Annotated in this window: 22 protein-coding genes; 10 read left to right on the forward strand and 12 right to left on the reverse strand. The window is 66.6% G+C overall.

Annotated features, from left to right (window positions below; translation table 11 throughout):
* Nucleotides 1-3: 3 nt before the first annotated feature.
* Nucleotides 4-1,680 carry a putative bifunctional diguanylate cyclase/phosphodiesterase gene (locus tag WFQ67_RS01630; RefSeq protein WP_337056023.1) on the reverse strand — a complete coding sequence of 559 codons (1,677 nt, stop codon included), beginning with the start codon at nucleotides 1,678-1,680 and terminating at the stop codon, nucleotides 4-6.
* Between the two features lie 277 nt (nucleotides 1,681-1,957).
* Here WFQ67_RS01630 and rep point away from each other — a divergent pair, with 277 nt between their 5' ends.
* Both rep and WFQ67_RS01640 read left to right on the forward strand, forming a co-directional pair.
* A complete protein-coding gene (gene rep, locus WFQ67_RS01635) occupies nucleotides 1,958-3,970 on the forward strand; it encodes a DNA helicase Rep (RefSeq protein WP_213627626.1) in 2,013 nt (670 codons plus the stop codon).
* Nucleotides 3,971-4,097: 127 nt separating this feature from the next.
* Nucleotides 4,098-4,670, forward strand: a complete 573-nt coding sequence (locus WFQ67_RS01640) for a xanthine phosphoribosyltransferase (RefSeq protein WP_111262976.1) — start codon at nucleotides 4,098-4,100, stop codon at nucleotides 4,668-4,670.
* Between the two features lie 83 nt (nucleotides 4,671-4,753).
* Here the strand turns inward: WFQ67_RS01640 and WFQ67_RS01645 are convergent, their stop codons facing one another.
* From WFQ67_RS01645 to dadA, 6 genes are all read right to left on the reverse strand, one after another.
* Nucleotides 4,754-5,176 carry a c-type cytochrome gene (locus WFQ67_RS01645; RefSeq protein WP_111262975.1) on the reverse strand — a complete coding sequence of 141 codons (423 nt, stop codon included), beginning with the start codon at nucleotides 5,174-5,176 and terminating at the stop codon, nucleotides 4,754-4,756.
* Nucleotides 5,177-5,318: 142 nt separating this feature from the next.
* A complete protein-coding gene (locus WFQ67_RS01650) occupies nucleotides 5,319-5,849 on the reverse strand; it encodes a sterol desaturase family protein (RefSeq protein ID WP_213627624.1) in 531 nt (176 codons plus the stop codon).
* 166 nt (nucleotides 5,850-6,015) lie between these two features.
* On the reverse strand, nucleotides 6,016-6,564 hold the full coding sequence (locus WFQ67_RS01655; protein ID WP_111262973.1) for a cupin domain-containing protein: 549 nt from the start codon (nucleotides 6,562-6,564) through the stop codon (nucleotides 6,016-6,018).
* A gap of 188 nt (nucleotides 6,565-6,752) precedes the next feature.
* Nucleotides 6,753-7,820 (reverse strand): alanine racemase, encoded by a 1,068-nt coding sequence (alr, locus tag WFQ67_RS01660; RefSeq protein ID WP_213627622.1) that lies wholly within the window; start codon nucleotides 7,818-7,820, stop codon nucleotides 6,753-6,755.
* 59 nt (nucleotides 7,821-7,879) lie between these two features.
* On the reverse strand, nucleotides 7,880-8,233 hold the full coding sequence (locus tag WFQ67_RS01665) for a RidA family protein (protein ID WP_337056024.1): 354 nt from the start codon (nucleotides 8,231-8,233) through the stop codon (nucleotides 7,880-7,882).
* A complete protein-coding gene (dadA, locus tag WFQ67_RS01670) occupies nucleotides 8,208-9,506 on the reverse strand; it encodes a D-amino acid dehydrogenase (protein WP_173178537.1) in 1,299 nt (432 codons plus the stop codon). The genes WFQ67_RS01665 and dadA overlap by 26 nt, the downstream gene beginning before the upstream one ends.
* 158 nt (nucleotides 9,507-9,664) lie before the next feature.
* Here dadA and WFQ67_RS01675 point away from each other — a divergent pair, with 158 nt between their 5' ends.
* The 3 genes from WFQ67_RS01675 (at nucleotide 9,665) to WFQ67_RS01685 (ending at nucleotide 13,257) form a co-directional block, all read left to right on the forward strand.
* The gene (locus tag WFQ67_RS01675; protein ID WP_031287530.1) at nucleotides 9,665-10,153 is read left to right on the forward strand and encodes an Lrp/AsnC ligand binding domain-containing protein; all 489 of its coding nucleotides are present in this window, start codon (nucleotides 9,665-9,667) and stop codon (nucleotides 10,151-10,153) included.
* Nucleotides 10,154-10,289: 136 nt separating this feature from the next.
* Complete coding sequence (locus tag WFQ67_RS01680; protein WP_337056025.1) at nucleotides 10,290-11,621, forward strand: NAD(P)/FAD-dependent oxidoreductase; 1,332 nt, start codon at nucleotides 10,290-10,292, stop codon at nucleotides 11,619-11,621.
* A gap of 88 nt (nucleotides 11,622-11,709) precedes the next feature.
* Nucleotides 11,710-13,257, forward strand: a complete 1,548-nt coding sequence (locus WFQ67_RS01685; RefSeq protein WP_442969562.1) for a phospholipase D family protein — start codon at nucleotides 11,710-11,712, stop codon at nucleotides 13,255-13,257.
* A 1-nt stretch (nucleotide 13,258) separates the two neighbouring features.
* On the opposite strand, the gene WFQ67_RS01690 is transcribed toward WFQ67_RS01685, so the two are convergent.
* Both WFQ67_RS01690 and WFQ67_RS01695 read right to left on the reverse strand, forming a co-directional pair.
* On the reverse strand, nucleotides 13,259-14,422 hold the full coding sequence (locus tag WFQ67_RS01690; protein ID WP_337056026.1) for an MFS transporter: 1,164 nt from the start codon (nucleotides 14,420-14,422) through the stop codon (nucleotides 13,259-13,261).
* A 166-nt stretch (nucleotides 14,423-14,588) separates the two neighbouring features.
* Nucleotides 14,589-16,082, reverse strand: a complete 1,494-nt coding sequence (locus WFQ67_RS01695; protein WP_173178541.1) for an aldehyde dehydrogenase — start codon at nucleotides 16,080-16,082, stop codon at nucleotides 14,589-14,591.
* A gap of 308 nt (nucleotides 16,083-16,390) precedes the next feature.
* On the opposite strand from WFQ67_RS01695, the gene WFQ67_RS01700 reads away from it, so the two are divergent.
* Nucleotides 16,391-16,753: a cupin domain-containing protein gene (locus WFQ67_RS01700; RefSeq protein ID WP_111262965.1), complete on the forward strand. Its 363-nt coding sequence runs from the start codon at nucleotides 16,391-16,393 to the stop codon at nucleotides 16,751-16,753.
* A 143-nt stretch (nucleotides 16,754-16,896) separates the two neighbouring features.
* On the opposite strand, the gene rpmG is transcribed toward WFQ67_RS01700, so the two are convergent.
* Entirely contained in the window at nucleotides 16,897-17,052 is a 156-nt protein-coding gene (rpmG, locus tag WFQ67_RS01705; RefSeq protein WP_003457707.1) for a 50S ribosomal protein L33, read from the reverse strand.
* Between the two features lie 10 nt (nucleotides 17,053-17,062).
* Complete coding sequence (gene rpmB / locus WFQ67_RS01710; protein WP_039806568.1) at nucleotides 17,063-17,299, reverse strand: 50S ribosomal protein L28; 237 nt, start codon at nucleotides 17,297-17,299, stop codon at nucleotides 17,063-17,065.
* Between the two features lie 354 nt (nucleotides 17,300-17,653).
* On the opposite strand from rpmB, the gene WFQ67_RS01715 reads away from it, so the two are divergent.
* Nucleotides 17,654-19,231 carry an ABC transporter substrate-binding protein gene (locus WFQ67_RS01715; protein ID WP_337056027.1) on the forward strand — a complete coding sequence of 526 codons (1,578 nt, stop codon included), beginning with the start codon at nucleotides 17,654-17,656 and terminating at the stop codon, nucleotides 19,229-19,231.
* Nucleotides 19,231-19,788, forward strand: coding sequence for a hypothetical protein (locus WFQ67_RS01720; RefSeq protein ID WP_337056028.1), 558 nt, complete (start codon nucleotides 19,231-19,233; stop codon nucleotides 19,786-19,788). Before WFQ67_RS01715 ends, WFQ67_RS01720 begins: the two co-directional genes overlap by 1 nt.
* Here the strand turns inward: WFQ67_RS01720 and radC are convergent.
* Entirely contained in the window at nucleotides 19,785-20,459 is a 675-nt protein-coding gene (gene radC, locus WFQ67_RS01725) for a RadC family protein (RefSeq protein WP_111262963.1), read from the reverse strand. The two genes, WFQ67_RS01720 and radC, sit on opposite strands and share 4 nt — an antisense overlap.
* Nucleotides 20,460-20,595: 136 nt before the next feature.
* On the opposite strand from radC, the gene coaBC reads away from it, so the two are divergent.
* Both coaBC and dut read left to right on the forward strand, forming a co-directional pair.
* Nucleotides 20,596-21,804, forward strand: a complete 1,209-nt coding sequence (gene coaBC / locus WFQ67_RS01730) for a bifunctional phosphopantothenoylcysteine decarboxylase/phosphopantothenate--cysteine ligase CoaBC (RefSeq protein ID WP_111262962.1) — start codon at nucleotides 20,596-20,598, stop codon at nucleotides 21,802-21,804.
* A gap of 6 nt (nucleotides 21,805-21,810) precedes the next feature.
* Nucleotides 21,811-22,266 (forward strand): dUTP diphosphatase, encoded by a 456-nt coding sequence (gene dut / locus WFQ67_RS01735; RefSeq protein WP_111262961.1) that lies wholly within the window; start codon nucleotides 21,811-21,813, stop codon nucleotides 22,264-22,266.
* Nucleotides 22,267-22,294 lie beyond the last annotated feature (28 nt).

Below are 22,294 nucleotides of genomic sequence, written 5' to 3' on the forward strand. Positions count from 1 at the left end.
GGTTCAGACCCCGGGCAGGCCCGTGAGCAGCGGCTGGCGCACGCCGAACACCAGGAAGCGCGCGAGGTCGGCCAATGGCAGCGGCTTGCTGATCCAGTAGCCCTGCACCTGGTCGCAGCCGAACTGGCGCAGCAGGGCCAGTTGCTCGGAGGTCTCGACGCCTTCGGCCACCACTTCCAGGTTGAGGTTGTGCGCCAGGTTGATCATCGCGCGCACCAGCTGGCGGTTCTCGGGACGGTCCTGCATGCCGCCGACGAAGCTCTTGTCGATCTTCAGCAGGGTGATGGGCAGGCTGTTGAGGTGGACGAAGGAGGAGAAGCCGGTGCCGAAGTCGTCCAGGGAGAAACGCACGCCGACCTTGCCCAGTGCCTGCATGGTCTGTTGCACCTGCTCGCTGCGGCGCATGACCGCCGTCTCGGTGAGTTCGAACTCGAGCCACTGGGCGTCGACGCCGCGCTCGCTGATCAGGCGGTTGAGGGTCGGCAGCAGCTGGCTGTCCTGGAACTGGCGGAAGGACAGGTTCACCGCCATGTGCAACGCCGGCAGGCCGCGTCCGCGCAGCCATTGCATGTCGCGCAGGGCACGGGAGATGACCCAGTAGCCGAGCGGTACGATCAGCCCGCTTTCCTCGGCCAGGGGCACGAATTCGTTGGGCGAGAGCAGGCCGCGCTCGGCGTGGCGCCAGCGCACCAGGGCCTCGAGGCCGACGATGCGACCGGTCTCCAGGCAAAGGCGCGGCTGGTAATGCAGCTCCAGCTCGTCACGGCGCAAGGCCCGGCGCAGCTCGCTTTCCAGGTCGGCGAGGCTGCGGGCGCTGCGGTTGATGCGTTCGTCGAACACGTGGAAGGTGCAGCCCTGCACGGCCTTGGCCTGCTGCATGGCGATGTGCGCGTGCCACATCAGCGGGTCGGCACCCTCGTCGGAGCGGGCATGGGCGATGCCCAGGCTGCAGCCGATCAGCAGGCTCTCGCCATCGACCCAGTAGGGCTCGCCGAGCGCTTCGGCGATTCGTTCGGCGACCTTCTCGGCGCGGGACGGGTCGCGGCGGGTATCCAGCAGCAGGGCGAACTCGTCGCTGCCCAGGCGGGCGAGCTGGTCGCCGGCAGCCAGCTCGCCCTTGAGCCGCGCCACCACCTGCAGAATCAGGCGGTCGCCGGCCTGGTAGCCGAGGGCGTCGTTGGCGTGGCGGAAGTTGTCGAGGTCCAGGTGGCCCAATGCCAGGCCGCGCCCGGCGAATTCGGCAAGGCGGGCCGCCAGCAGGGTCTGGAAGCCCTGGCGATTGGCGATGCCGGTGAGCGGGTCCTGTTCGGCCAGGCTCTGCAGGGTGTCCTGCAGGGTGCGGCGCTCGCGCAGGTAGCGCAGGCTGCGGCGCAGCAGGTCCGGGGTCAGTTGGTCATGCACCAGCCAGTCGCTGACACCGGCTGGGGCCTCTTCGGGCTCGTGCTCCAGCAGCAGGATGGTGGGCAGGTGGCAGCGACCGGGTGCCGGCAGCAGGCCGGGGGTGCATAGCAGCAGGCCGCCGTCGGCATCGTCGAACAGGCTGCTCGCGGCTTCCCAGGAAGGGGCGGTTATGAGCGGGGCGACGCTGCCCAGCGAGCCGAGCAGCTCGCGTAAGGATTCCGCCCAGCCAGGCGTTTCCGCCAGCAGGAGCATGCGCGTGGGCTCGGCAAGCGCGGACAAATGACCTCCCCGGGGTCACAAAACAATGGCTTCTAAGGCCTGATTCGCGTCGTGATCGACGTCGTTCTTCTAGTGCGTTCCTGGCACATTGCCGCGAACTCTGCGCGAAATGTGAACAGCCATCAACACCGATTGTCGGAACAATCGTACTTGATGAATGGAAATATCCAAGCATGACCCTTCATCAAGGGGCGCTGCGTCACACTGTTCGGCACACATCGGCATATCCGGGCCGGCCTGCTAGAATGCGCGGCCATTCCCCCGTGATACATCCAGCATGTCCCGACTCAATCCCCGGCAGCAGGAAGCCGTGAACTATGTCGGCGGCCCTCTCCTGGTGCTCGCCGGCGCCGGCTCCGGCAAGACCAGCGTGATCACCCGCAAGATCGCCTACCTCGTGCAGGAATGCGGCATCCGCGCCCAGTACATCGTGGCCGTCACCTTCACCAACAAGGCCGCCCGCGAGATGAAGGCGCGCGTCGGCACGCTGTTGCGCGGCGCCGAAGGCCGCGGCCTGACGGTGTCCACCTTCCACAACCTGGGCCTGAACATCATCCGCAAGGAGCACGCCCGGCTGGGCTACAAGCCGGGCTTCTCGATCTTCGACGAGTCGGACATCAAGGCGCTGCTGACGGACATCATGCAGAAGGAGTACGCCGGGGACGATGGCGCCGACGAGGTGAAGAACTACATCGGCTCCTGGAAGAACGACCTGATCCTGCCCGAGGAAGCGCTGGCCAACGCGCGCAATCCCAAGGAGCAGACGGCCGCCGTGGTGTACCTGCACTACCAGCGCACCCTCAAGGCCTACAACGCGGTCGACTTCGACGACCTGATCCTGCTGCCGGTGAAGCTGTTCCAGGAGAACCCGGACATCCTCGAGAAATGGCAACAGCGCGTGCGCTACATGCTCGTGGACGAATACCAGGACACCAACGCCAGCCAGTACCTGCTGGTGAAGATGCTGGTGCAGCACCGGGCGCAGTTCACAGTGGTGGGTGACGACGACCAGTCGATCTACGCCTGGCGCGGCGCGCGACCGGAAAACCTGATGCAGCTCAAGGAAGACTTCCCGTCGCTGAAGGTGGTGATGCTGGAGCAGAACTACCGCTCCACCAGCCGTATCCTCAAGTGCGCCAACGTGCTGATCGCCAACAACCCCCACGTGTTCGAGAAGCAGCTGTGGAGCGAGATGGGCGTCGGCGACCCGATCCGGGTGATCCGCTGCCGCAACGAGGATGCCGAGGCCGAGCGCATCGCCATGGAGATCCTCACGCTGCACCTGAAGACGGAACGCCCCTACAGCCAGTTCGCCATCCTCTACCGTGGCAACCACCAGGCCAAGCTGATGGAGCTGAAGCTGCAGCACCACCAGGTGCCCTACAGGCTGTCGGGCGGCACCAGCTTCTTCGGCCGCCAGGAAGTGAAGGACCTGATGTCCTACTTCCGCCTGCTGGTGAACCCGGACGATGACAACGCCTTCCTCCGCGTGATCAACGTGCCACGCCGGGAAATCGGTTCCACCACCCTGGAGAAGCTCGGCAACTACGCCACCGAGCGCAAGATCTCGATGTACGCCGCCGCCGACGAGGTCGGCCTCGGCGAGCACCTCGACAGCCGCTACACCGAGCGCCTGCAGCGCTTCAAGCGCTTCATGGACAAGGTCCGCCAGCAATGTGCGCAGACCGATCCCATCGCCGCCCTGCGCAGCATGGTGATGGACATCGACTACGAGAACTGGATCCGCCAGAACGCCTCCAGCGACAAGGTCGCCGAGTTCCGCATGGGCAACGTCTGGTTCCTCATCGACGCCCTGAAGAACACCCTCGAGCGCGACGAGGACGGCGAGATGACCATCGAGGAGGCGATCGCCAAGCTGGTGCTGCGCGACATGCTGGAGCGCCAGCAGGAAGAGGAGGAGGGCGCCGACGGGGTGCAGATGATGACGCTGCACGCGTCCAAGGGCCTGGAATTCCCCTATGTGTTCATCATGGGCGTGGAGGAAGACATCCTGCCCCACCGCTCCAGCATCGAGGCCGACACAATCGAGGAAGAGCGCCGGCTCGCCTATGTCGGCATCACCCGCGCCCGGCAGAACCTGGCCATGACCTTCGCCGCCAAGCGCAAGCAGTACGGCGAGATCATCGACTGCGCGCCGAGCCGCTTCCTCGACGAGCTGCCGCAGGAAGACCTGCAGTGGGAAGGCATGGAGGACACGCCGGTCGAGGTCAAGGCGGTGCGCGGCAACACGGCGCTGGCGGACATCCGCGCCATGCTCAGGAAGCCCTGAGGCCCCCGGCCGCCTGGCTGCCGGGGACTCCCGCGCGTGCTGTCACAAGGGCATCGCGCGATGCCCCCGCGCCGAGGTAGAATGCCGCGCTTCATCAGCGACAGCAGCTTCGCAGGAAGCCCCTCCCGTGAACATTCTCAAAGAAAAGATCCTCTCCGAAGGCATCGTGCTTTCCGACCAGGTGCTGAAGGTGGACGCCTTCCTCAACCACCAGATCGACCCGCAGCTCATGAAGCACATCGGCCATGAGTTCGCCGAGCGCTTCCGCGGCCAGGGCATCACCAAGATCGTCACCATCGAGGCCTCGGGCATCGCCCCGGCGGTGATGGCCGGCCTGGAGCTGGGCATCCCGGTGATCTTCGCCCGCAAGTTCCAGTCGCTGACGCTGAAGAACGACCTGCTGATCTCCAAGGTGTTCTCCTTCACCAAGCAGACCGAGAGCACCATCGCCATCTCCGCCAAGCACCTGACGGCCTCCGACCATGTGCTGGTGATCGACGACTTCCTCGCCAACGGCCACGCCGCCAAGGCGCTGATCGACCTGATCAGCCAGGCGGGCGCGAGCATCGCCGGCCTCGGCATCGTCATCGAGAAGTCCTTCCAGGATGGCCGCGCCCTGCTGGAAAGCGAAGGCTACCGGGTGGAATCCCTGGCCCGCGTCGGCTCCCTGGCCGACGGCAGCGTCACCTTCATAGATTGACGGGCACCTGCGACAACGGGTCGCAGCAGCCGGACACGAAAAAGCCGCCCGAGGGCGGCTTTTTCATTGATGCCAGGTTCCTGTTACAGGCCGGACATCTTCTTGATGGTCGCTTTCAGCTCGTCATCGGTGCAGTCGGCGCAGGTGCCTTTCGGGGGCATTGCGTTGATACCGGTGATGGCCTTGGCCAGGATGCCGTCGAGGCCGCCCTGGTGGTCGGCACGCTCTTTCCAGGCAGCGGTGTCGCCGATCTTCGGTGCACCCAGGACGCCGGCGGTGTGGCAGGCGCCACAGTGCTTGGCGATGATGTCGTCCGGCGTCTTCGCGCCACCGCCAGCAGCGGCGGCTACGGCTTCGACGCCTTTGCATTCCTGGCCCTGGACACAGACTTCGCCCACCGGCTTGATGCGTTCGGCGATGGCATCGTCGGTCGCGGCCTGAGCGCTTACAGCCCAAAGGGCCAATACGGCAACGTGCGCTGCCAGCATTTTGTTTATTAGGTTCACCCTTACACCCTCATCGTGGCTAGTGACGCCCGCGGCCACGGTTTCGCGGGCGGGCGCCAGTATAACGGTTAGCCCGCCAGGCTGAAACAACCCAGCTTGTCGCACGACCAAAGCATGAGGCCGCTGCGACCAGGGTCGGGGGTCAGCCCGCCGCGGTCTCCTTTTCGGCAACGCGGACGTAGGTGCCGAAGACGTGATCCCAGAGCGGCGAAGAAACGCCGAAGTTCTTCTCGATCCCCTTCCTGTGGTGCAGGTCATGGTTGAACACCAGGCCGGGAATGAAGCGGTAGAACCAGTGCCCGGGACGATGCATGACGTAGTGCAGGGAAATGTAGAGGAAGTAGCCCGCGACCAGCCCGGCATAGAGCGAGGCCAGGCCGAGGTAGGCGCACAGCGGGAGCAGCAGCGCGTAGACCGCACTGGTCTTCCAGCTGGAGATGCCGATGAATGCCAGCACGTCGAGGTGGTGGGTCCAGTGCTCGCGGCGATACAGCGAATGGAACAGGAAGCGGTGCACGCCGTACTCGATGAACGACCACAGCAACAGGCCGCCGACCAGCTGCCAGGGCAGGACTGGGCCGATCAGCAGTGCGATGAGGACGAACAGCGGGGCGGTGAAGAAGTCCAGGTAGTAGGCGAGCGAGGACATCAGCCATTTGTTGGAGGCGGCCATGGGATCTCCCTGTCATGGGCCCGGCGCAGGCGGCACGACTCTGGTGTACGGGGTCAGGCCGCCCTCTGGCGGCGCATGCGGGTGCCGCAGGCCGGTGCAGAACGGTTGGGCTGCACGGCATGCACCGCGCAGGTGGCGCGAAGCCCCCGCGCAGGGTCGGAACAGGTTAGAAATTGGCCGGCGTGGTCGCGCTGATCAGGCGGGCCGGCAGGTCGAACGGATTGCGGAAGCGGTGCGGCTTGCTGCTCTCGAAGTAGTAGCTGTCGCCCGGCTCGAGGATGAACAGCTCGTTGCCGACGGTCAGTTCGAGGCGGCCCTCGACCAGCATCCCGGCCTCTTCGCCTTCATGGGCGTACATCTCGTCACCCGTGTCGCTGCCCGGCGGGTAGGTCTCGTCGAGGAAGGCGATGGCCCGGCTGGGATGGGCCTTGCCCACCAGCTTCATGGTGATCGCACCACTGCAGATATCGGTAAGTTCGGAAGCCCGGTAGACGACCTGGGTCTGGTTGTCCTGTTCCAGATCGAGGGAAAAGAATTCCACCAGCGACATGGGGATGCCCCCGAGCACCTTCTTCAGCGAACTGATGGAGGGGCTCACGCTGTTCTTTTCGATCATGGAAATCGTGCTGTTGGTAACGCCTGCACGTTTGGCGAGTTCACGCTGGGAGAGGCCTTTGAGCTTGCGGATAGCTTGCAGTCGAACACCGACGTCCAATGGTGGGATCCTCCTTGGGATTCTTGTTGAGGGGGGTGGTCACGGTGGCCGTATCATGCGGCCAGCGTTCAGTATTTACAACACTTCGGCCGTAAATCCTGCGCAAACTTTCACCACCCCGGGAAACCCCAAGGAAAATCAGATAGTTGGACCATCATCAGCGCGCCGGATGACCGCCGGCCGCGGCTTTAGAGGTAGATCAGCGGCACCCGGCGCAGGTTGCAGAAGATCTGGTAGGGAATGGTGCCGGCCTGGATGGCGACCTCGCTGGCCGGTACCTGAGTGCCCCAGAACTCGACGCGGCTGCCGAGCCCGGCCTGCGGCAGATCGGTGAGGTCGACGGTGAGCATGTCCATGGACACGCGACCGATCAGGCGCGAGAGCTGCCCGTCGATGGCCACCGGCGTGCCGGTCGGCGCATGCCGGGGATAGCCATCGGCGTAGCCCATGGCGACCACGCCGACGCGGGTCGGCCGCTCGGTGACGAAACGCGCGCCATAGCCGACCGGCTGGCCGGCCGGCAACTCACGCACGCTGATGACCTTCGACTCCAGGGTCATCACCGGCTTCAGGCGTGCAGCCAGTTCGTGCGGTTGCTCGAAGGGCGTGGCGCCGTAGAGCATGATCCCGGGGCGCACCCAGTCGCTCGGCACCTGTGGCCAACCCAGCACCGCCGGGGAGTTGCGCAGGCTGACCTCCGCCGCGATGCCCGCGCGGGCCTGCTCGAATACCGCGACCTGCTCGGCGGCACTGCCGCTGTCCAGCTCATCGGCCCGGGCGAAGTGGCTCATCAGCACGATCTTGCCGACCTTGCCGCTGGCCATCAGCCGCTGGTAGCCGTCGCGGTACTCGGCGGGATGCAGGCCGACCCGGTGCATGCCCGAGTCCATCTTCAGCCACACCGTGAGCGGCCGGCGCAGGCTGGCGCGCTCGATGGCCTCCAGCTGCCAGGTGGAATGCACCACGCACCAGAGTGCGTGCTGCTCGATCAGGGGGAGTTCGTCCGCCTCGAAGAAGCCTTCCAGCAACAGGATGGGACCGGTGATGCCCGCCTGGCGCAGCTCCAGCGCTTCCTCGATGCAGGCCACGGCGAAGCCGTCGGCCTCCGCCTGCAGCGCCTGGGCGCAACGCACCGCACCGTGCCCGTAGGCGTCCGCCTTGATAACGGCCAGGGCCTTGGCGCCGGTGGTTTCACGGGCGAGGCGGTAGTTGTGGCGCAGCGCTTCGAGGTCGATCAGGGCACGGGCGGGACGCATGGCAGGGGCTTCTTCTGGTTATGTAAAAACCCGGCGCGGACGCCGGGCAGAGCAAGGGTTCAGGGCAGGGCGGCGACCACGGTCATTTCCACCAGCACCTCGGGCGAGTACATCTTCGCCTCGACGCAGGCACGGGCCGGGGCGGCGCCCTTGGCGACCCAGGCGTCCCACACGGCGTTCATGCCGGCGTAGTCCGCCTCGATGTCCTTGAGGTAGATGGTCACCGAGAGGATGCGGCTCTTGTCGGTGCCGGCCTCGGCGAGCATGCGGTCGATGGCATCGAGGGTTTCGCGGGTCTGGCGCTCGATGCCCGGGTTCAGCGCTTCATCCAGCTGGCCCGCCAGGTAGACGGTGCCGTTGTGGATGACGATCTCGCTGTAGCGGGCTTCAGTGCGCAGGCGCTGTAGTGACATGTTTCTGGCTCTCCTTGGTGTTGCCATAACGGAAGATGTCCAGGCCTTCGGCGCTGATCTGCGGACGCTTGCGCGCCATCAGGTCGGCGAGCAGGCGGCCGGAACCGCAGGCCATGGTCCAGCCAAGGGTACCGTGTCCGGTATTCAGGAACAGGTTGCGGAACGGGGTCGCGCCCACGATCGGCGTGCCGTCCGGGGTCGCCGGGCGCAGGCCGGTCCAGAACTCGGCGCGGGCCAGGTCGCCACCCTGCGGGTAGAGATCGGCGGTGATCATTTCCAGGGTCTCGCGGCGACGCGGGTTCAGCGACAGGTCGAAGCCGGCGATCTCGGCCATGCCGCCGACGCGGATGCGGTCGTCGAACCGGGTGATCGCGACCTTGTAGGTCTCATCCAGGATGGTGGAGGTCGGGGCCATCTCCGGGTTGGTGATGGGCACGGTCAGCGAGTAGCCCTTGAGCGGGTAGACCGGGGCCTTGATGCCCAGCGGCTTGAGCAGCTGCGGGCTGTAGCTGCCGAGGGCGAGCACGTAGCGGTCGGCGGTTTCCAGCTTGCCGTCGATCCATACGCCATTGATGCGGTCACCGGCGAAGTCCAGGCGCTGGATGTCCTGGCCGAAGCGGAACTCCACGCCCAGGTCACGGGCCATCTGGGCGAGGCGGGTGGTGAACATCTGGCAGTCGCCGGTCTGGTCGTTGGGCAGGCGCAGGGCACCGGCCAGCTTGTCGGTGACCTTGGCCAGGGCCGGCTCGGCGCGGGCGATGCCGGCGCGGTCGAGCACTTCATAAGGCACGCCGGAGCTTTCCAGTACGGCGATGTCCTTGGCGGCGGCATCGAGCTGGGCCTGGGTGCGGAACAGCTGGGTGGTGCCGAGCTGGCGGCCTTCGTAGGCGATGCCGGTCTCGGCGCGGAGCTCGTCGAGACAGTCGCGGCTGTACTCGGACAGGCGCACCATGCGCTCCTTGTTCACCGCGTAGCGGGCGGCGGTGCAGTTGCGCAGCATCTGCGCCATCCACAGGTACTGGCCGATGTCGCCGGTGGCCTTGATGGCCAGGGGCGCGTGTTTCTGCAGCAGCCACTTGATGGCCTTCAGCGGCACGCCCGGGGCGGCCCAGGGCGAGGCATAGCCAGGAGAGACCTGGCCCGCGTTGGCGAAGGAGGTTTCCATGGCGACGGCGTTCTGCCGGTCGACCACCACGACTTCGAAGCCTTCCCGGGCCAGATAGTAGGCACTCGCCGTACCGATCACACCGCTGCCCAGCACCATCACTCGCATGTCTGCCTCCAGCGCAACGGGCGTCACCGTTGCGTTTGTTATTTTGAGCGTAGATGCCGCGCAGTATATGAAGAGCGCCCCAGTGATATTCACTATATAGCCAGCTATATTTGGCGATAATTCTTGGCCAATACGGCTTTTGCGGAGGGGCATCCACCATGCGTACCCAGCATCAATCGCGTCGTGAGTTAGACAAGATAGACCGGAATATTTTACGAATCCTCCAGGAGGATGGCCGTATCTCCTTCACCGAGCTGGGCGAGCGCGTGGGCCTTTCCACCACACCCTGCACCGAACGGGTACGCCGCCTGGAACGCGAGGGGATCATCATGGGCTACAACGCCCGGCTGAACCCGCAGCACCTCAAGGCGAGCCTGCTGGTGTTCGTCGAGATCAGCCTGGACTACAAGTCCGGCGACACCTTCGAGGACTTCCGCCGCGCCGTCCTCAAGCTGCCCCACGTGCTCGAATGCCACCTGGTTTCCGGTGACTTCGACTACCTGGTGAAGGCGCGGATCAACGAGATGGCGTCCTACCGCAAGCTGCTCGGCGACATCCTCCTGAAGCTGCCGCACGTGCGCGAGTCGAAGTCCTACATCGTGATGGAAGAGGTCAAGGAATCCCTCAACCTGCCCATTCCCGAGTGAACCCGGGGGCGCCGACGCGCCCCTGGATAGTTGCCTGCGGGGCACAGGGATTTTTCCTGGGCGCCCCTTGGCGGTTGGCGTGCTTCGTGCTTATCCTCCGTCAAATTTTCCAAACACAATAATCAGGATTCCGCACATGAACGCCCGCGTTCGCCATCCGGTCCACAGCGACCAGCACGCCCCCTCCTATTACGCCGCGACCGCCAACCGTCGCATCGAGCATCCGCCCCTGGCAGGCGAGGAGGTGGCCGACGTCTGCGTCGTCGGTGGCGGCTTCTCCGGGCTGAACACCGCCATCGAACTGGCCAGGCGCGGCTTCTCGGTGGCGCTGCTGGAAGCGCACAGGATCGGCTGGGGCGCCAGCGGGCGCAACGGCGGCCAATTGATCCGCGGTGTCGGCCACGACGTCGAGCATTTCGAATCGGTGGTCGGCCGGGACGGCGTGCGCGCGCTCAAGCTGATGGGCCTGGAGGCCGTGGAGCTGGTGCGCCGCCGGGTGGAGGAATTCGCCATCGACTGCGACCTCACCTGGGGCTATTGCGACCTGGCCAATACGGCCCGCGACCTCGCCGGCTTCGCCGAGGACATGGAGGACCTCAAGTCCCTCGGCTACCGCCACGAGATGCGCCTGCTGCAGCCGGGCGAGATGCGCAGCGTGGTGGGGTCCGACCGCTACGCCGGCGGCCTGATCGACATGGGCTCCGGCCACCTGCACCCGCTGAACCTGGCCCTGGGCGAGGCCGCCGCCGCCAGTTCGCTGGGTGTGCGCCTGTTCGAACACTCCGCGGTGCAGCGCATCGACTACGGCCCGGAGGTCAAGGTGCACACCGCCCAGGGCCAGGTCCGCGCGAAGACCCTGGTGCTCGGCTGCAACGCCTACCTCAACGACCTCAACCCGACCCTCGGCGGCAAGGTGCTCCCGGCGGGCAGCTACATCATCGCCACCGAGCGCCTGCCCGAGGCGCTGGCCAGGCAGCTGCTGCCGCAGAACATGGCGGTGTGCGACCAGCGCGTGGCCCTCGACTACTACCGCCTCTCCGCCGACAACCGCCTGCTGTTCGGCGGCGCCTGCCACTATTCCGGGCGCGACCCGGCGGACATCGGCGCCTACATGCGGCCGAAGATGCTGGAGGTGTTCCCGCAACTGGCCGATGTGCGCATCGACTACCAGTGGGGCGGCATGATCGGTATCGGCGCCAACCGCCTGCCGCAGATCGGCCGCCTGCCGGACCAGCCCAACGTCTACTTCGCCCAGGCCTATTCCGGCCACGGGGTCAACGCCACCCACCTGGCGGGCAAGCTGCTGGCCGAGGCCATCAGCGGCGAACAGGGCGGCGGCTTCGACGTGTTCGCCAAGGTGCCGCACATCACCTTCCCCGGCGGCAAGCTGCTGCGCTCGCCGCTGCTGGCCCTCGGCATGCTCTGGTACCGGATCAGGGAAAGCGTCGGCAACAGCCTGGCGAAATGACCCACGACCCGCGCCAGCCGCGGGTTTACCTGAATCTTCCGGCTGCGCTGGCGTCTGAGCTCAAGGACCCGGCGAGTCGGAGGCCGACGTGCGCATCTCCCTGCTGTTCATCTGCCTGCTGGCCACGCTCACAGGCTGCGTCACGCCACCCCCGGCGTCACCGAGCCAGGCCATCGCCGCTGCAAAGTCGCCCTTCGGTCAGCGCCTGCTGGCCCTCGCGGCCAGGCATCCCGGGCAATCCGGCTTCCGCCTGCTGCCGGCCAGCAACGAGGCCTACAGCGCCCGCGCCGAGTTGATCCGCTCGGCCCGCAACAGCCTCGACCTGCAGTACTACATCGTCCACGACGGCCTCTCCACCCGCGCCCTGTTCGATGAACTGCTGCGCGCCGCCGACCGCGGCGTACGCGTGCGCCTGCTGCTCGATGACACCAGCAGCGACGGCCGCGACGCCAGCATCGCCCTGCTCACCGCACACCCGAACATCCAGGTGCGGCTGTTCAATCCGCTGCACCTGGGCCGCGCCACCGGCGTCACGCGCACCCTCGGTCGCGCCCTGGACCTGGGCCAGCAGCACCGGCGCATGCACAACAAGCTGTGGCTGGCCGACAACGCCGCCGCCATCGTCGGCGGGCGCAACCTGGGGGATGAATACTTCGATGCCGAGCCCAGCCTCAACTTCACCGACATCGACCTGCTGGCCATCGGCCCGGTGGCGGAGCAGCTGGGGCAGAGCTTCGACCAGTACTGGAACAGCGCCCTGAGCAAGCCGATCCAGCAATTCCTCTGGCGCCAGCCGGAACGCCAGGAGCTGGACGAAGCCCGCCAGCGCCTGCGCGGCTACCTGGCCCAGGCGCGGGCCCGGCAGAAGACCCTCTACGATCGGCTGCACACCTACCGCGACGACCCGCGCCTGGACCTCTGGCTGCGCGAGCTGATCTGGGCGCCGGCCAGCGCCCTGTGGGATGCGCCGAGCAAGGTGCTGGCCAGCGGCCCACCCGACCCGCACCTGCTGCTGGCCAGCCAGTTGCAGCCGGTGCTGGACGAGGTGAAGGAGGACCTGGTGCTGGTCTCGGCCTATTTCGTTCCCGCCCCGGAAGGCATGGACTACCTGATCGGCAAGGCCGATGGCGGCGTCGACATCCGCCTGCTGACCAACTCCCTGGAAGCCACGGACGTACCCGCCGTCCACGGCGGCTACGCGCCCTATCGCCAGCGGCTGCTGGAGCACGGCGTGCACCTGTTCGAGCTGCGCCGCCAGCCGGGGGATGGCGCGGGCAGCGGCCAATACAGCTTCAGCGGCTCGTCCAACTCCAGCCTGCACAGCAAGGCGATGATCCTCGACCGGCGCCGCGCCTTCATCGGCTCCTTCAACTTCGATCCGCGCTCGGTGCTATGGAACACCGAGGTCGGCGTGCTGATCGACAGCCCCGCGCTGAGCGCGCACCTGCACCGCCTGGCGCTGCAGGGCATGAGCCCCGGGCGCAGCTACCAGGTAAGGCTGGGCCCGGGCGGAGAGATGCTGTGGATAACCGGGGAGGGTGAGCGCCAGCAGGAGCTGCGCCGCGAGCCGGGCGGCCTGTGGCGGCACTTCAATGCGTGGTTCGCCGAGCGTGTGGGGCTCGAGCGGATGCTCTGACTCAGCGGCTGCCCGCGACGGCCGACTCTTCGCCCTCGTCGTCGAACAGCTCGCGGGTCCAGGCCAGCCAGACGAAGCCGGCCGCGCCGATGGCCATCATCAGCGGCAGGGCATGGCCGCTGATCCACTGGCTGGCGGCGCCGGTCACCAGCGGGCCGATCAGGCAACCGATCCCCCAGAGCTGCGCGACGTGGGCATTGGCGCGGACCAGTTCATCGTCGCGGTAACGCTCGCCGATGAGGATCAGCGCCAGGGTGAAGAGCCCGCCCGCGCTGGCGCCGAACACGATCCAGATCGGCCAGATCAACGGCGTGTGCAGGAACAGCGGGATGCTCAGGCTCGACACCAGCAGGGCCAGCCCGCAGCCACGGAACAGCGTGCGCCGCGACATGTGATCCGCCAGCAGGCCGATGGGCAGCTGCAGTGCCGCATCGCCGACCACCACCACGCTGGCCATGAGCAGTGCGATCTCCTGGTTGAAGCCCTGGCGCAGCCCGTAGATGGGCAGCAGGGTCAGCATCATCGCCTCGAAGGCGGCGAACAGGACCACCGCCCAGGCGATGGTCGGCAGCCGCGTGCAGAAGGTCAGCAACCCGCGCCCGGAGGCGCTGTGGGCGTCGACGCTGGGCGCGCCGGTGCGCCCGAGGAGCATCAGCGAACCGCCCACCAGCAGCCCGGTGCCGGTCCAGAAGCCGAGGTCGTTGCCGGTGCCCAGCACGCTGAGCAGCAGCGGCCCGGACAGCTGGCTGAGCGCGTAGCCGGTGCCGTAGAGCGCCACCAGGCGACCGCGCCACTTCTCCACCGCCAACTGGTTGATCCAGCTCTCGCCGAGGATGAACACCACGGTCAGCGCCACGCCGATGAACAGGCGCAGGGCCAGCCAGATCGGGTAGCTCTGCACCAGCGCCAGCATCGCCACCGACACGGCACTGACCAGCAGGCACAGCTGCATCAGGGTCGTGGTACCGAAACGCGCGGCCAGCCGGCCGGCCAGGGAGGCACCGAGCAGCACGCCGACCGCCGGGGTGCCGGCCATCACGCCGATGGCGAAGGCGTCGTAGCCCCAGCTTTCCAGGCGCAGCGAGACCAGGGGCATGGTCACCCCCAGCGCGAGCCCGATGCTGATCACCGCGCCGCAGACGGCGAAGTAGGTCCCCCAACGCATGCAGGTGTCCTCCATTCCATGGGCCGGTATCCCGGAGGATCCTGGCAGGCAGAAAAGCAAAAACGGCCGGGCTCCTGTGAAGGAAACCCGGCCGCAGGCTTGGCTCCGTGGAGCCGGCCCTCCCGAAGGAAGGCGGACCTTTATGGGGCGGTCGCGCCGCCCTGGTTCAGAGCTTGATCCAGGTGGCTTTCAGCTCGGTGTACTTGTCGAAGGCGTGCAGCGACTTGTCGCGGCCGTTGCCCGACTGCTTGAAGCCGCCGAAGGGCGCGGTCATGTCGCCACCGTCGTACTGGTTGACCCAGACGCTGCCGGCGCGCAGTGCCTTGGCGGTCAGGTGGGCCTTGGACAGGTTGCTGGTCCACACCGCGGCAGCCAGGCCATAGACGGTGTCATTGGCAATGGCGATGGCGTCCTCGACGTCGTCGAAGGCGATCACCGAGAGCACCGGGCCGAAGATTTCTTCCTTGGCGATGCGCATGGCGTTGTCCACGCCGTCGAAGATGGTCGGCTCGACGTAGGTGCCGCCGGTTTCCTCCATCACGCGCTTGCCGCCGGCCACCAGCTTGGCGCCGTCGTCATGGCCGGCCTGGATGTAGGACAGCACGTTGTTCATCTGGGTGGTGTCGACCAGGGCACCGACGTTGGTTTCCGGGTCCAGCGGGTTGCCCGGCTTCCAGGCCTTGATCGCCTCGACCACCATGGGCACGAACTTGTCCTTGATCGAACGCTCCACCAGCAGGCGCGAACCGGCGGTGCAGACTTCGCCCTGGTTGAAGGCGATGGCGCCCGCGGCGGCCTCGGCGGCGGCCTGCAGGTCCGGCGCGTCGGCGAAGACGATGTTCGGGCTCTTGCCGCCGGCTTCCAGCCAGACGCGCTTCATGTTGGATTCGCCGGCGTAGACCATCAGCTGCTTGGCGATCTTGGTGGAGCCGGTGAACACCAGGGTGTCGACGTCCATGTGCAGCGCCAGGGCCTTGCCCACGGTATGGCCGAAGCCCGGCAGGACGTTGAACACGCCGGCGGGGATGCCGGCCTCGATGGCCAGCTGGGCGATGCGGATGGCGGTCAGCGGCGACTTCTCGGACGGCTTGAGGATCACCGAGTTGCCGGTGGACAGCGCCGGGCCGAGCTTCCAGCAGGTCATCAGCAGGGGGAAGTTCCACGGCACGATGGCGGCGACAACGCCCACCGGCTCGCGGGTCACCAGGCCCAGCTCGTTGTGCGGGGTGGCGGCGACTTCGTCATAGATCTTGTCGATGGCCTCGCCGCTCCAGCGGATGGCGCGGGAGGCGCTGGAGACGTCGATGTTCAGCGAGTCGCTGATCGGTTTGCCCATGTCCAGGGTTTCCAGCAGCGCCAGCTCTTGGGCATGGGCGTCGATCAGGTCGGCGAAGCGGATCATCACCGCCTTGCGCGCGGTGGGCGCCAGGCGCGACCAGACACCGGACTCGAAGACGGCACGGGCATCCTTCACCGCCAGTTCGGCATCGGCCAGGTCGCAGCTGGCGACCTGGCCCAGCACGCGCCCATCCACCGGGCTGATGCAGTCGAAGGTCGCGCCGGAGACGGCGTGGGTGTACTCGCCATGAATGAAGGCGCGGGTTTCGATCTGCAGGGACTTGGCGCGCTGTTCCCAGTCGGCGCGAGTCAGGGTGGTCATGGGGCGTTCCTCTTATTAGTCGATAAGTGCCGGATTCCAGACCCGGCACTGTCAAGAATTCTGCAAGGCCGGCATGCGGCCGGACCTGATCGCAACCCTAAACCAGAGGGCCCTGGATTTTCAATATTTTTGACAAAATTCAGCCAAACGCCCTTGTCATGTTCGTTTTATTAAACATAGACTCCAAGTCGGATCGCCCAGGCGTTTTTCCTTTCACTCTTCGGGAGCGTGGAAAGACCCCACAGCCGGGCAGAATAAAAAACAGGCCCAACGAACGAGGGCCATCCGCCAGCCGCAACGGAACCGCCATGAACATCGAATCCATCGTCGACTTCGCCAACAGCCCAGCCGCCGCCGAACACTACCGTCCCGCCCCCGAGAAAATCCTCAAGGGCGACCCGGAGCAGAGCGTGCGCAACCACTACGGCAGCCCGTGCGGGCAGTTCAACGTAGGGATCTGGGAGGGCGCCATCGGCCAGTGGACGGTGAACTACACCGAACACGAATACTGCGAGATCCTCCAGGGCGTCTCCGTCATCCGCGACGCCGCCGGCAATGCCAAGACCGTTCGCGCCGGCGACCGCTTCGTCATCCCGGCCGGCTTCTCCGGCACCTGGGAAGTGCTCGAGGCCTGCCGCAAGGTCTATGTGATCTTCGAACAGGCCAAGTGATCCACCGCTTCACCTCCATGCTTGTCACCCCCTTGAGCCCGCGCAAGCGGGCTTTTTTATGGGTGTCGTCGCAGTCGACGGCAAATCGCGGGCATGAAAAAGCCCGCCATGTAGGCGGGCTTCTTCGACAAGGGCCGGATCAATTACTTGATCTTGGCTTCCTTGTAGATCACGTGCTTACGCACGACCGGATCGAATTTCTTGATTTCGATCTTGTCGGGAGTAGTGCGCTTGTTCTTGTCGGTGGTGTAGAAGTGGCCGGTACCGGCGCTGGACACCAAACGGATCAGTTCACGCATGATTAGCTCCTTATACCTTCTCGCCGCGGGCGCGCAGTTCGGAGAGAACTACGTCGATACCACGCTTGTCGATGATACGCATGCCCTTGGCGGAAACGCGCAGACGCACGAAGCGCTTCTCGGACTCGACCCAGAAGCGGTGGTGCTGCAGGTTCGGCAGGAAACGACGACGGGTTTTGTTGTTTGCGTGGGAAATGTTATTCCCGGTAACCGGACCCTTACCGGTTACTTGACAGACTCTAGACATGCCTCAGCCCTCTAAACCTCATGCCCAACCCGGCATGGGTTGGCCGCTTGAACTCTCACTTGTGGGCGTTTTAGCGCCCGTCTCGTCAGGGTCTTACCGGCCACACAAAGACTGCGAAAGACCGGGCCCCTAGAAAAGAGCGCTGCTTTATATCAGAAACCCCCTGGAGCAGCAAGGGCTGCGGCATCCGGGCGAAAGGCCAGGCAACGCAGGGGGCGCCTGCGGCCGCATCGGTGCGGCCTGCATGAAAAATGACCGCTCGTCGCCAAAAGCGCGTTGCTCCGGCTCCGGCCATGGTCTAGCGTAAGGCCTTCGCCCGCAGCCCGCCCCGGGCCCTCGCACAAGGAGCACCCCATGCGTCTCGCCGCCCTGCCCCTGCTGTTCGCCCCGCTGCTCGCCCAGGCAGCCAGCCTGAGCGTCTGCACCGAGGCCAGCCCCGAGGGCTTCGACGTGGTGCAGTACAACTCGCTGACCACCACCAACGCCTCCGCCGACATGCTGATGAATCGCCTGGTGGAGTTCGATGCCCAGCGCGGTGAACTGGTCCCGGGCCTGGCGCAGCAGTGGGAGGTCTCGCCCGATGGCCTGAGCTACCTCTTCACGCTGCGCCCTGGCGTGCGCTTCCATGCCACCGAGTACTTCAAGCCCAGCCGCGAACTGGATGCCGATGACGTGCTGTTCAGCTTCCAGCGCATGCTCGACACCGCCCACCCCTGGCACAAGGTGGCCCAGAGCGGCTTCCCCCACGCCCAGTCGATGCAATTGCCGCAGCTGGTCAAGGCCATCGACAAGGTCGGCCCGCTGCAGGTGCGCTTCACCCTGAACAAGCCTGACGCCACCTTCCTCGCCACCCTGAGCATGGGCTTCGCCTCCATCTATTCCGCCGAGTACGCCGGGCAGTTGATGCAGGCCGGCACGCCGGAGAAGCTCAACGCCCAGCCGATCGGCACCGGCCCCTTCGTCTTCAAGCGCTTCCAGAAGGACGCAGCCGTGCGCTACGCCGCCAACCCGGACTACTTCGCCGGCAAGCCGAAGGTGGACGGGCTGATCTTCGCCATCACCCCCGACGCCAACGTGCGCCTGCAGAAGCTGCGCCGCGGCGAATGCCAGATCGCCCTCTCGCCCAAGCCGCTGGATGTCCAGGCCGCGAGCCAGGATGCCAGCCTCAAGGTGCTGCAGACCCCGGCCTTCATGACGGCCTTCGTCGGCATCAACAGCCAGCACCCACCGCTGGACCAGGCCAGGGTGCGCCAGGCCATCAACCTCGCCTTCGACAAGCAGAGCTACCTGAAAGCGGTGTTCGAGGGCAGCGCCAGCGCCGCCAGCGGCCCATACCCGCCCAACACCTGGAGCTATGCCAAGGACCTGCCCGGCTACCCCCACGACCCGGAGAAGGCTCGCGCACTGCTGGCCGAAGCCGGCTTCAAGGACGGCTTCAAGACCACGATCTGGACACGCCCCTCCGGCAGCCTGCTCAACCCCAACCCCAGCCTTGGCGCCCAACTGCTGCAGGCCGACCTGGCCAAGGTCGGCATCCAGGCCGAGATCCGCGTGATCGAGTGGGGCGAGCTGATCCGTCGCGCCAAGGCCGGCGAGCACGACCTGCTGTTCATGGGCTGGGCCGGTGACAATGGCGACCCGGACAACTTCCTCACCCCGCAATTCTCCTGCGCCTCGGTGCAGTCCGGCCTCAACTTCGCGCGCTACTGCGACGCTGCGCTGGACAAGCTGATCAGCGACGGCAAGACCCAGGGCAGCCAGGCCGACCGCAGCATCCTCTATATAAAGGCGCAGCAGATCATCCAGGAGCAGGCCCTGTGGTTGCCGCTGGCACACCCCACCGCCTTCGCCCTGGCCCGCTCCGGCGTCGACGGCTACCAGGCCAACCCCTTCGGTCGCCAGGACTTCTCCCACGTCAGCGTGAAGCCCTGATGGAGCTGGGCGAGCGCTATCTGCCGCACTTCCAATTCGTCGAGCGGCACCAGCTGCCGTTGCGGGCAACCGCGCGGCAGGCGCTGGACGCGGTGGGCGATCTCACCGTGCATGACGACCCGCTGGTGCGCACCCTGCTGCGCATCCGCGAGGCGCCGGCCCGCCTGGCCGGGGCACTGGGGCGCGAGAACCGCCTCAAGGACCGGCCGCCGTTCGGGCTGCACGAGTTCACCCTGCTGGAGCGGGACGCCGACCAGGCACTGGCCTATGGATTGATCGGCCGTTTCTGGCGCAGCGACTTCGGGCTGGAGCGGGTGGATGACGCCAATGCCTTCAGCGCCTATGCCGAGCCCGGTGTCGCCAAGCTGCTCATGGGCTTCCACTGCAGCCCCGGCACCGACGGCGGCATCGTCCTGCACACCGAGACCCGCGTGCACTGCCCGGACCGCCGCAGCCGCCTGCTCTTCACCCCTTACTGGCTGGCCATCCGACCGGCCAGCGGGCTGATCCGCCGCCGCCTGCTGGCAGCCATCCAGCGCCAAGTCGACGCACCCTAGAGCCAACCGTACTCGGCCATCGACAGCGGCTCGCCATCACCCACCACGAAGTGGTCCAGCACCCGCACCTCGACCAGCGCCAACGCCTCCTTCAGGCGCTGGGTCAGCGCACGGTCGGCCTGGCTCGGCTCGGCGACCCCGGACGGATGGTTGTGGGTGAGGATCAGCGCGGCAGCGTTATGCGCCAACGCGCGCTTGACCACCTGGCGCGGGTAGACGCTGGCGCCATCGATGGAGCCATGGAACAGCACCTCGAAGGCCAGTACCCGGTGCCTGGAGTCGAGGAACAGGCAGCCGAACAGCTCGTGGGGTTCGTGGCGCAGCTGCGCCTTCAGGTAATCACGCACGGCCTGAGGACTCTCCAGCACCGAATCGCGGCGCAATCCTTCAGCCAGGTGCCGCCGCGCCATCTCCAGCACGGCCTGCAATTGCGCGTACTTGGCCGGCCCGAGGCCGAGCCGGAGGCAGAAGGAATCGATGTCTGCCTCCAGCAGGGGACGCAGGCCGCCGAAGTCGTTGAGCAGGTGGCGGGCGAGGTCGACCGCGCTCTGCCCGGAGACCCCGGTACGCAGGAAAATGGCGAGGAGTTCGGCGTCGGTGAGGGCCGCCGCGCCCTGTTCGAGAAGCTTCTCCCGCGGGCGCTCCGCCGCAGGCCAGTGACGGATGCTCATGGCACCTCCGTGGTTGAGCGGGGCCGCTGTTCCCATGCGGTCGCTGTGCTATCTTAATCCACCTTTTTTGCGCGGCGATTGGCCTGGGGAGGCGTCGTCGCCGCAGCGCAAATTCAAACATCCATAAGGCAGGCCTATGCAGCGGCTCTATCGGAAACGCATCGTACTGGGCGTGGGCGGCGGCATTGCGGCCTACAAGAGCGCGGAGCTGGTTCGCCGCCTGCGCGACCAGGGCGCGGAAGTACGGGTGGTGATGACCCATGGCGGGCGCGAGTTCATCACCCCGCTGACCCTCCAGGCCCTTTCCGGCCACCCGGTGCACCTGGACCTGCTCGACCCCGCCGCCGAAGCGGCCATGGGCCATATCGAGCTGGCGCGCTGGGCCGACCTGGTGCTGATCGCCCCCGCTACCGCCGACCTGATGGCGCGCCTGACCCAGGGCGTCGCCGACGACCTGCTGACCACCCTGGTGCTGGCCACCGATGCGCCGGTCGCCCTGGCCCCGGCGATGAACCAGGCCATGTGGCGCGACCCGGCCACCCAGGCCAATGCCGAAGCCCTGGCCAAGCGTGGCCTGCACCTGTTCGGCCCGGCCGCCGGCAGCCAGGCCTGCGGCGACGTCGGCCTGGGCCGCATGCTCGAAGCCGACCAGCTCGCCCAGGCGGCCGCCGATCTGTTCCAGCACAAGGCCCTGACCGGCCGCCACGTGCTGATCACCGCCGGCCCGACCCAGGAGAACATCGACCCGGTGCGCTACATCACCAACCACAGCTCCGGGAAGATGGGCTTCGCCCTCGCCGAAGCGGCGGTGGAGGCGGGCGCCAAGGTCACCCTGATCACCGGCCCCGTGCACCTGCCCACTCCCGACCGGGTCAACCGCATCGACGTGGTCAGCGCCCGCGACATGCTCGCGGCCTGCGAGGCGGCGATGCCCTGCGACCTGCTGATCGCGGCGGCCGCCGTGGCCGACTACCGCCCGGAAGTGGTGGCGGCGCACAAAATGAAGAAGGACCCCACCAGCGGCGAAGGCCTGCTGCTGCAACTGGTGCGCAACCCGGATATCCTCGCGACCCTCGCCGGGCGTGCCGATCGCCCCTTCAGCGTGGGCTTCGCCGCCGAGACCGAGAACCTGCTCGAATACGCCTCGCGCAAGCTCAAGGACAAGAACCTCGACCTGATCGTCGCCAATGATGTGGCCAACCCCAGCATCGGCTTCAACAGCGAGGAAAACGCGATCACCATCATCGATCGCGCGCTGCACCAGAACAGCTTCGCGCAGACCAGCAAGGGCAAGATCGCCCGCCAGCTGATCGCCTTCATCGCCGAACGCCTCAACCAGGCCTGAGACCCCATGCACTCACTGCAAGCAAAGATCCTCGACCCCCGCATCGGCCGCGACTTCCCGCTGCCCCAGTACGCCACCCCGGGCTCCGCCGGCCTCGACCTGCGCGCCATGCTCAAGGAAGACCTGACCCTGGAGCCGGGCCAGACCGTGCTGATCCCCACCGGGCTGTCCATCTACATTGCCGACCCGGGCCTCGCCGCGCTGATCCTTCCGCGCTCGGGCCTGGGCCACAAGCACGGCATCGTGCTGGGCAACCTGGTCGGCCTGATCGACTCCGACTACCAGGGCGAACTGATGGTCTCCTGCTGGAACCGCGGCCAGAGCGCCTTCACCATCGCCATCGGCGAGCGCATCGCTCAGCTAGTCTTGGTGCCAGTCGTGCAGGCGCACTTCGAGCTGGTCGACCAGTTCGACGAAAGCCAGCGCGGCGCCGGCGGCTTCGGTCACTCCGGCAGCCACTGATTCGGAACGACTTCAGGATGATCCGCGG

This window comes from Pseudomonas sp. USHLN015, assembly GCF_037153275.1.
Lineage (GTDB): Bacteria > Pseudomonadota > Gammaproteobacteria > Pseudomonadales > Pseudomonadaceae > Metapseudomonas > Metapseudomonas tohonis.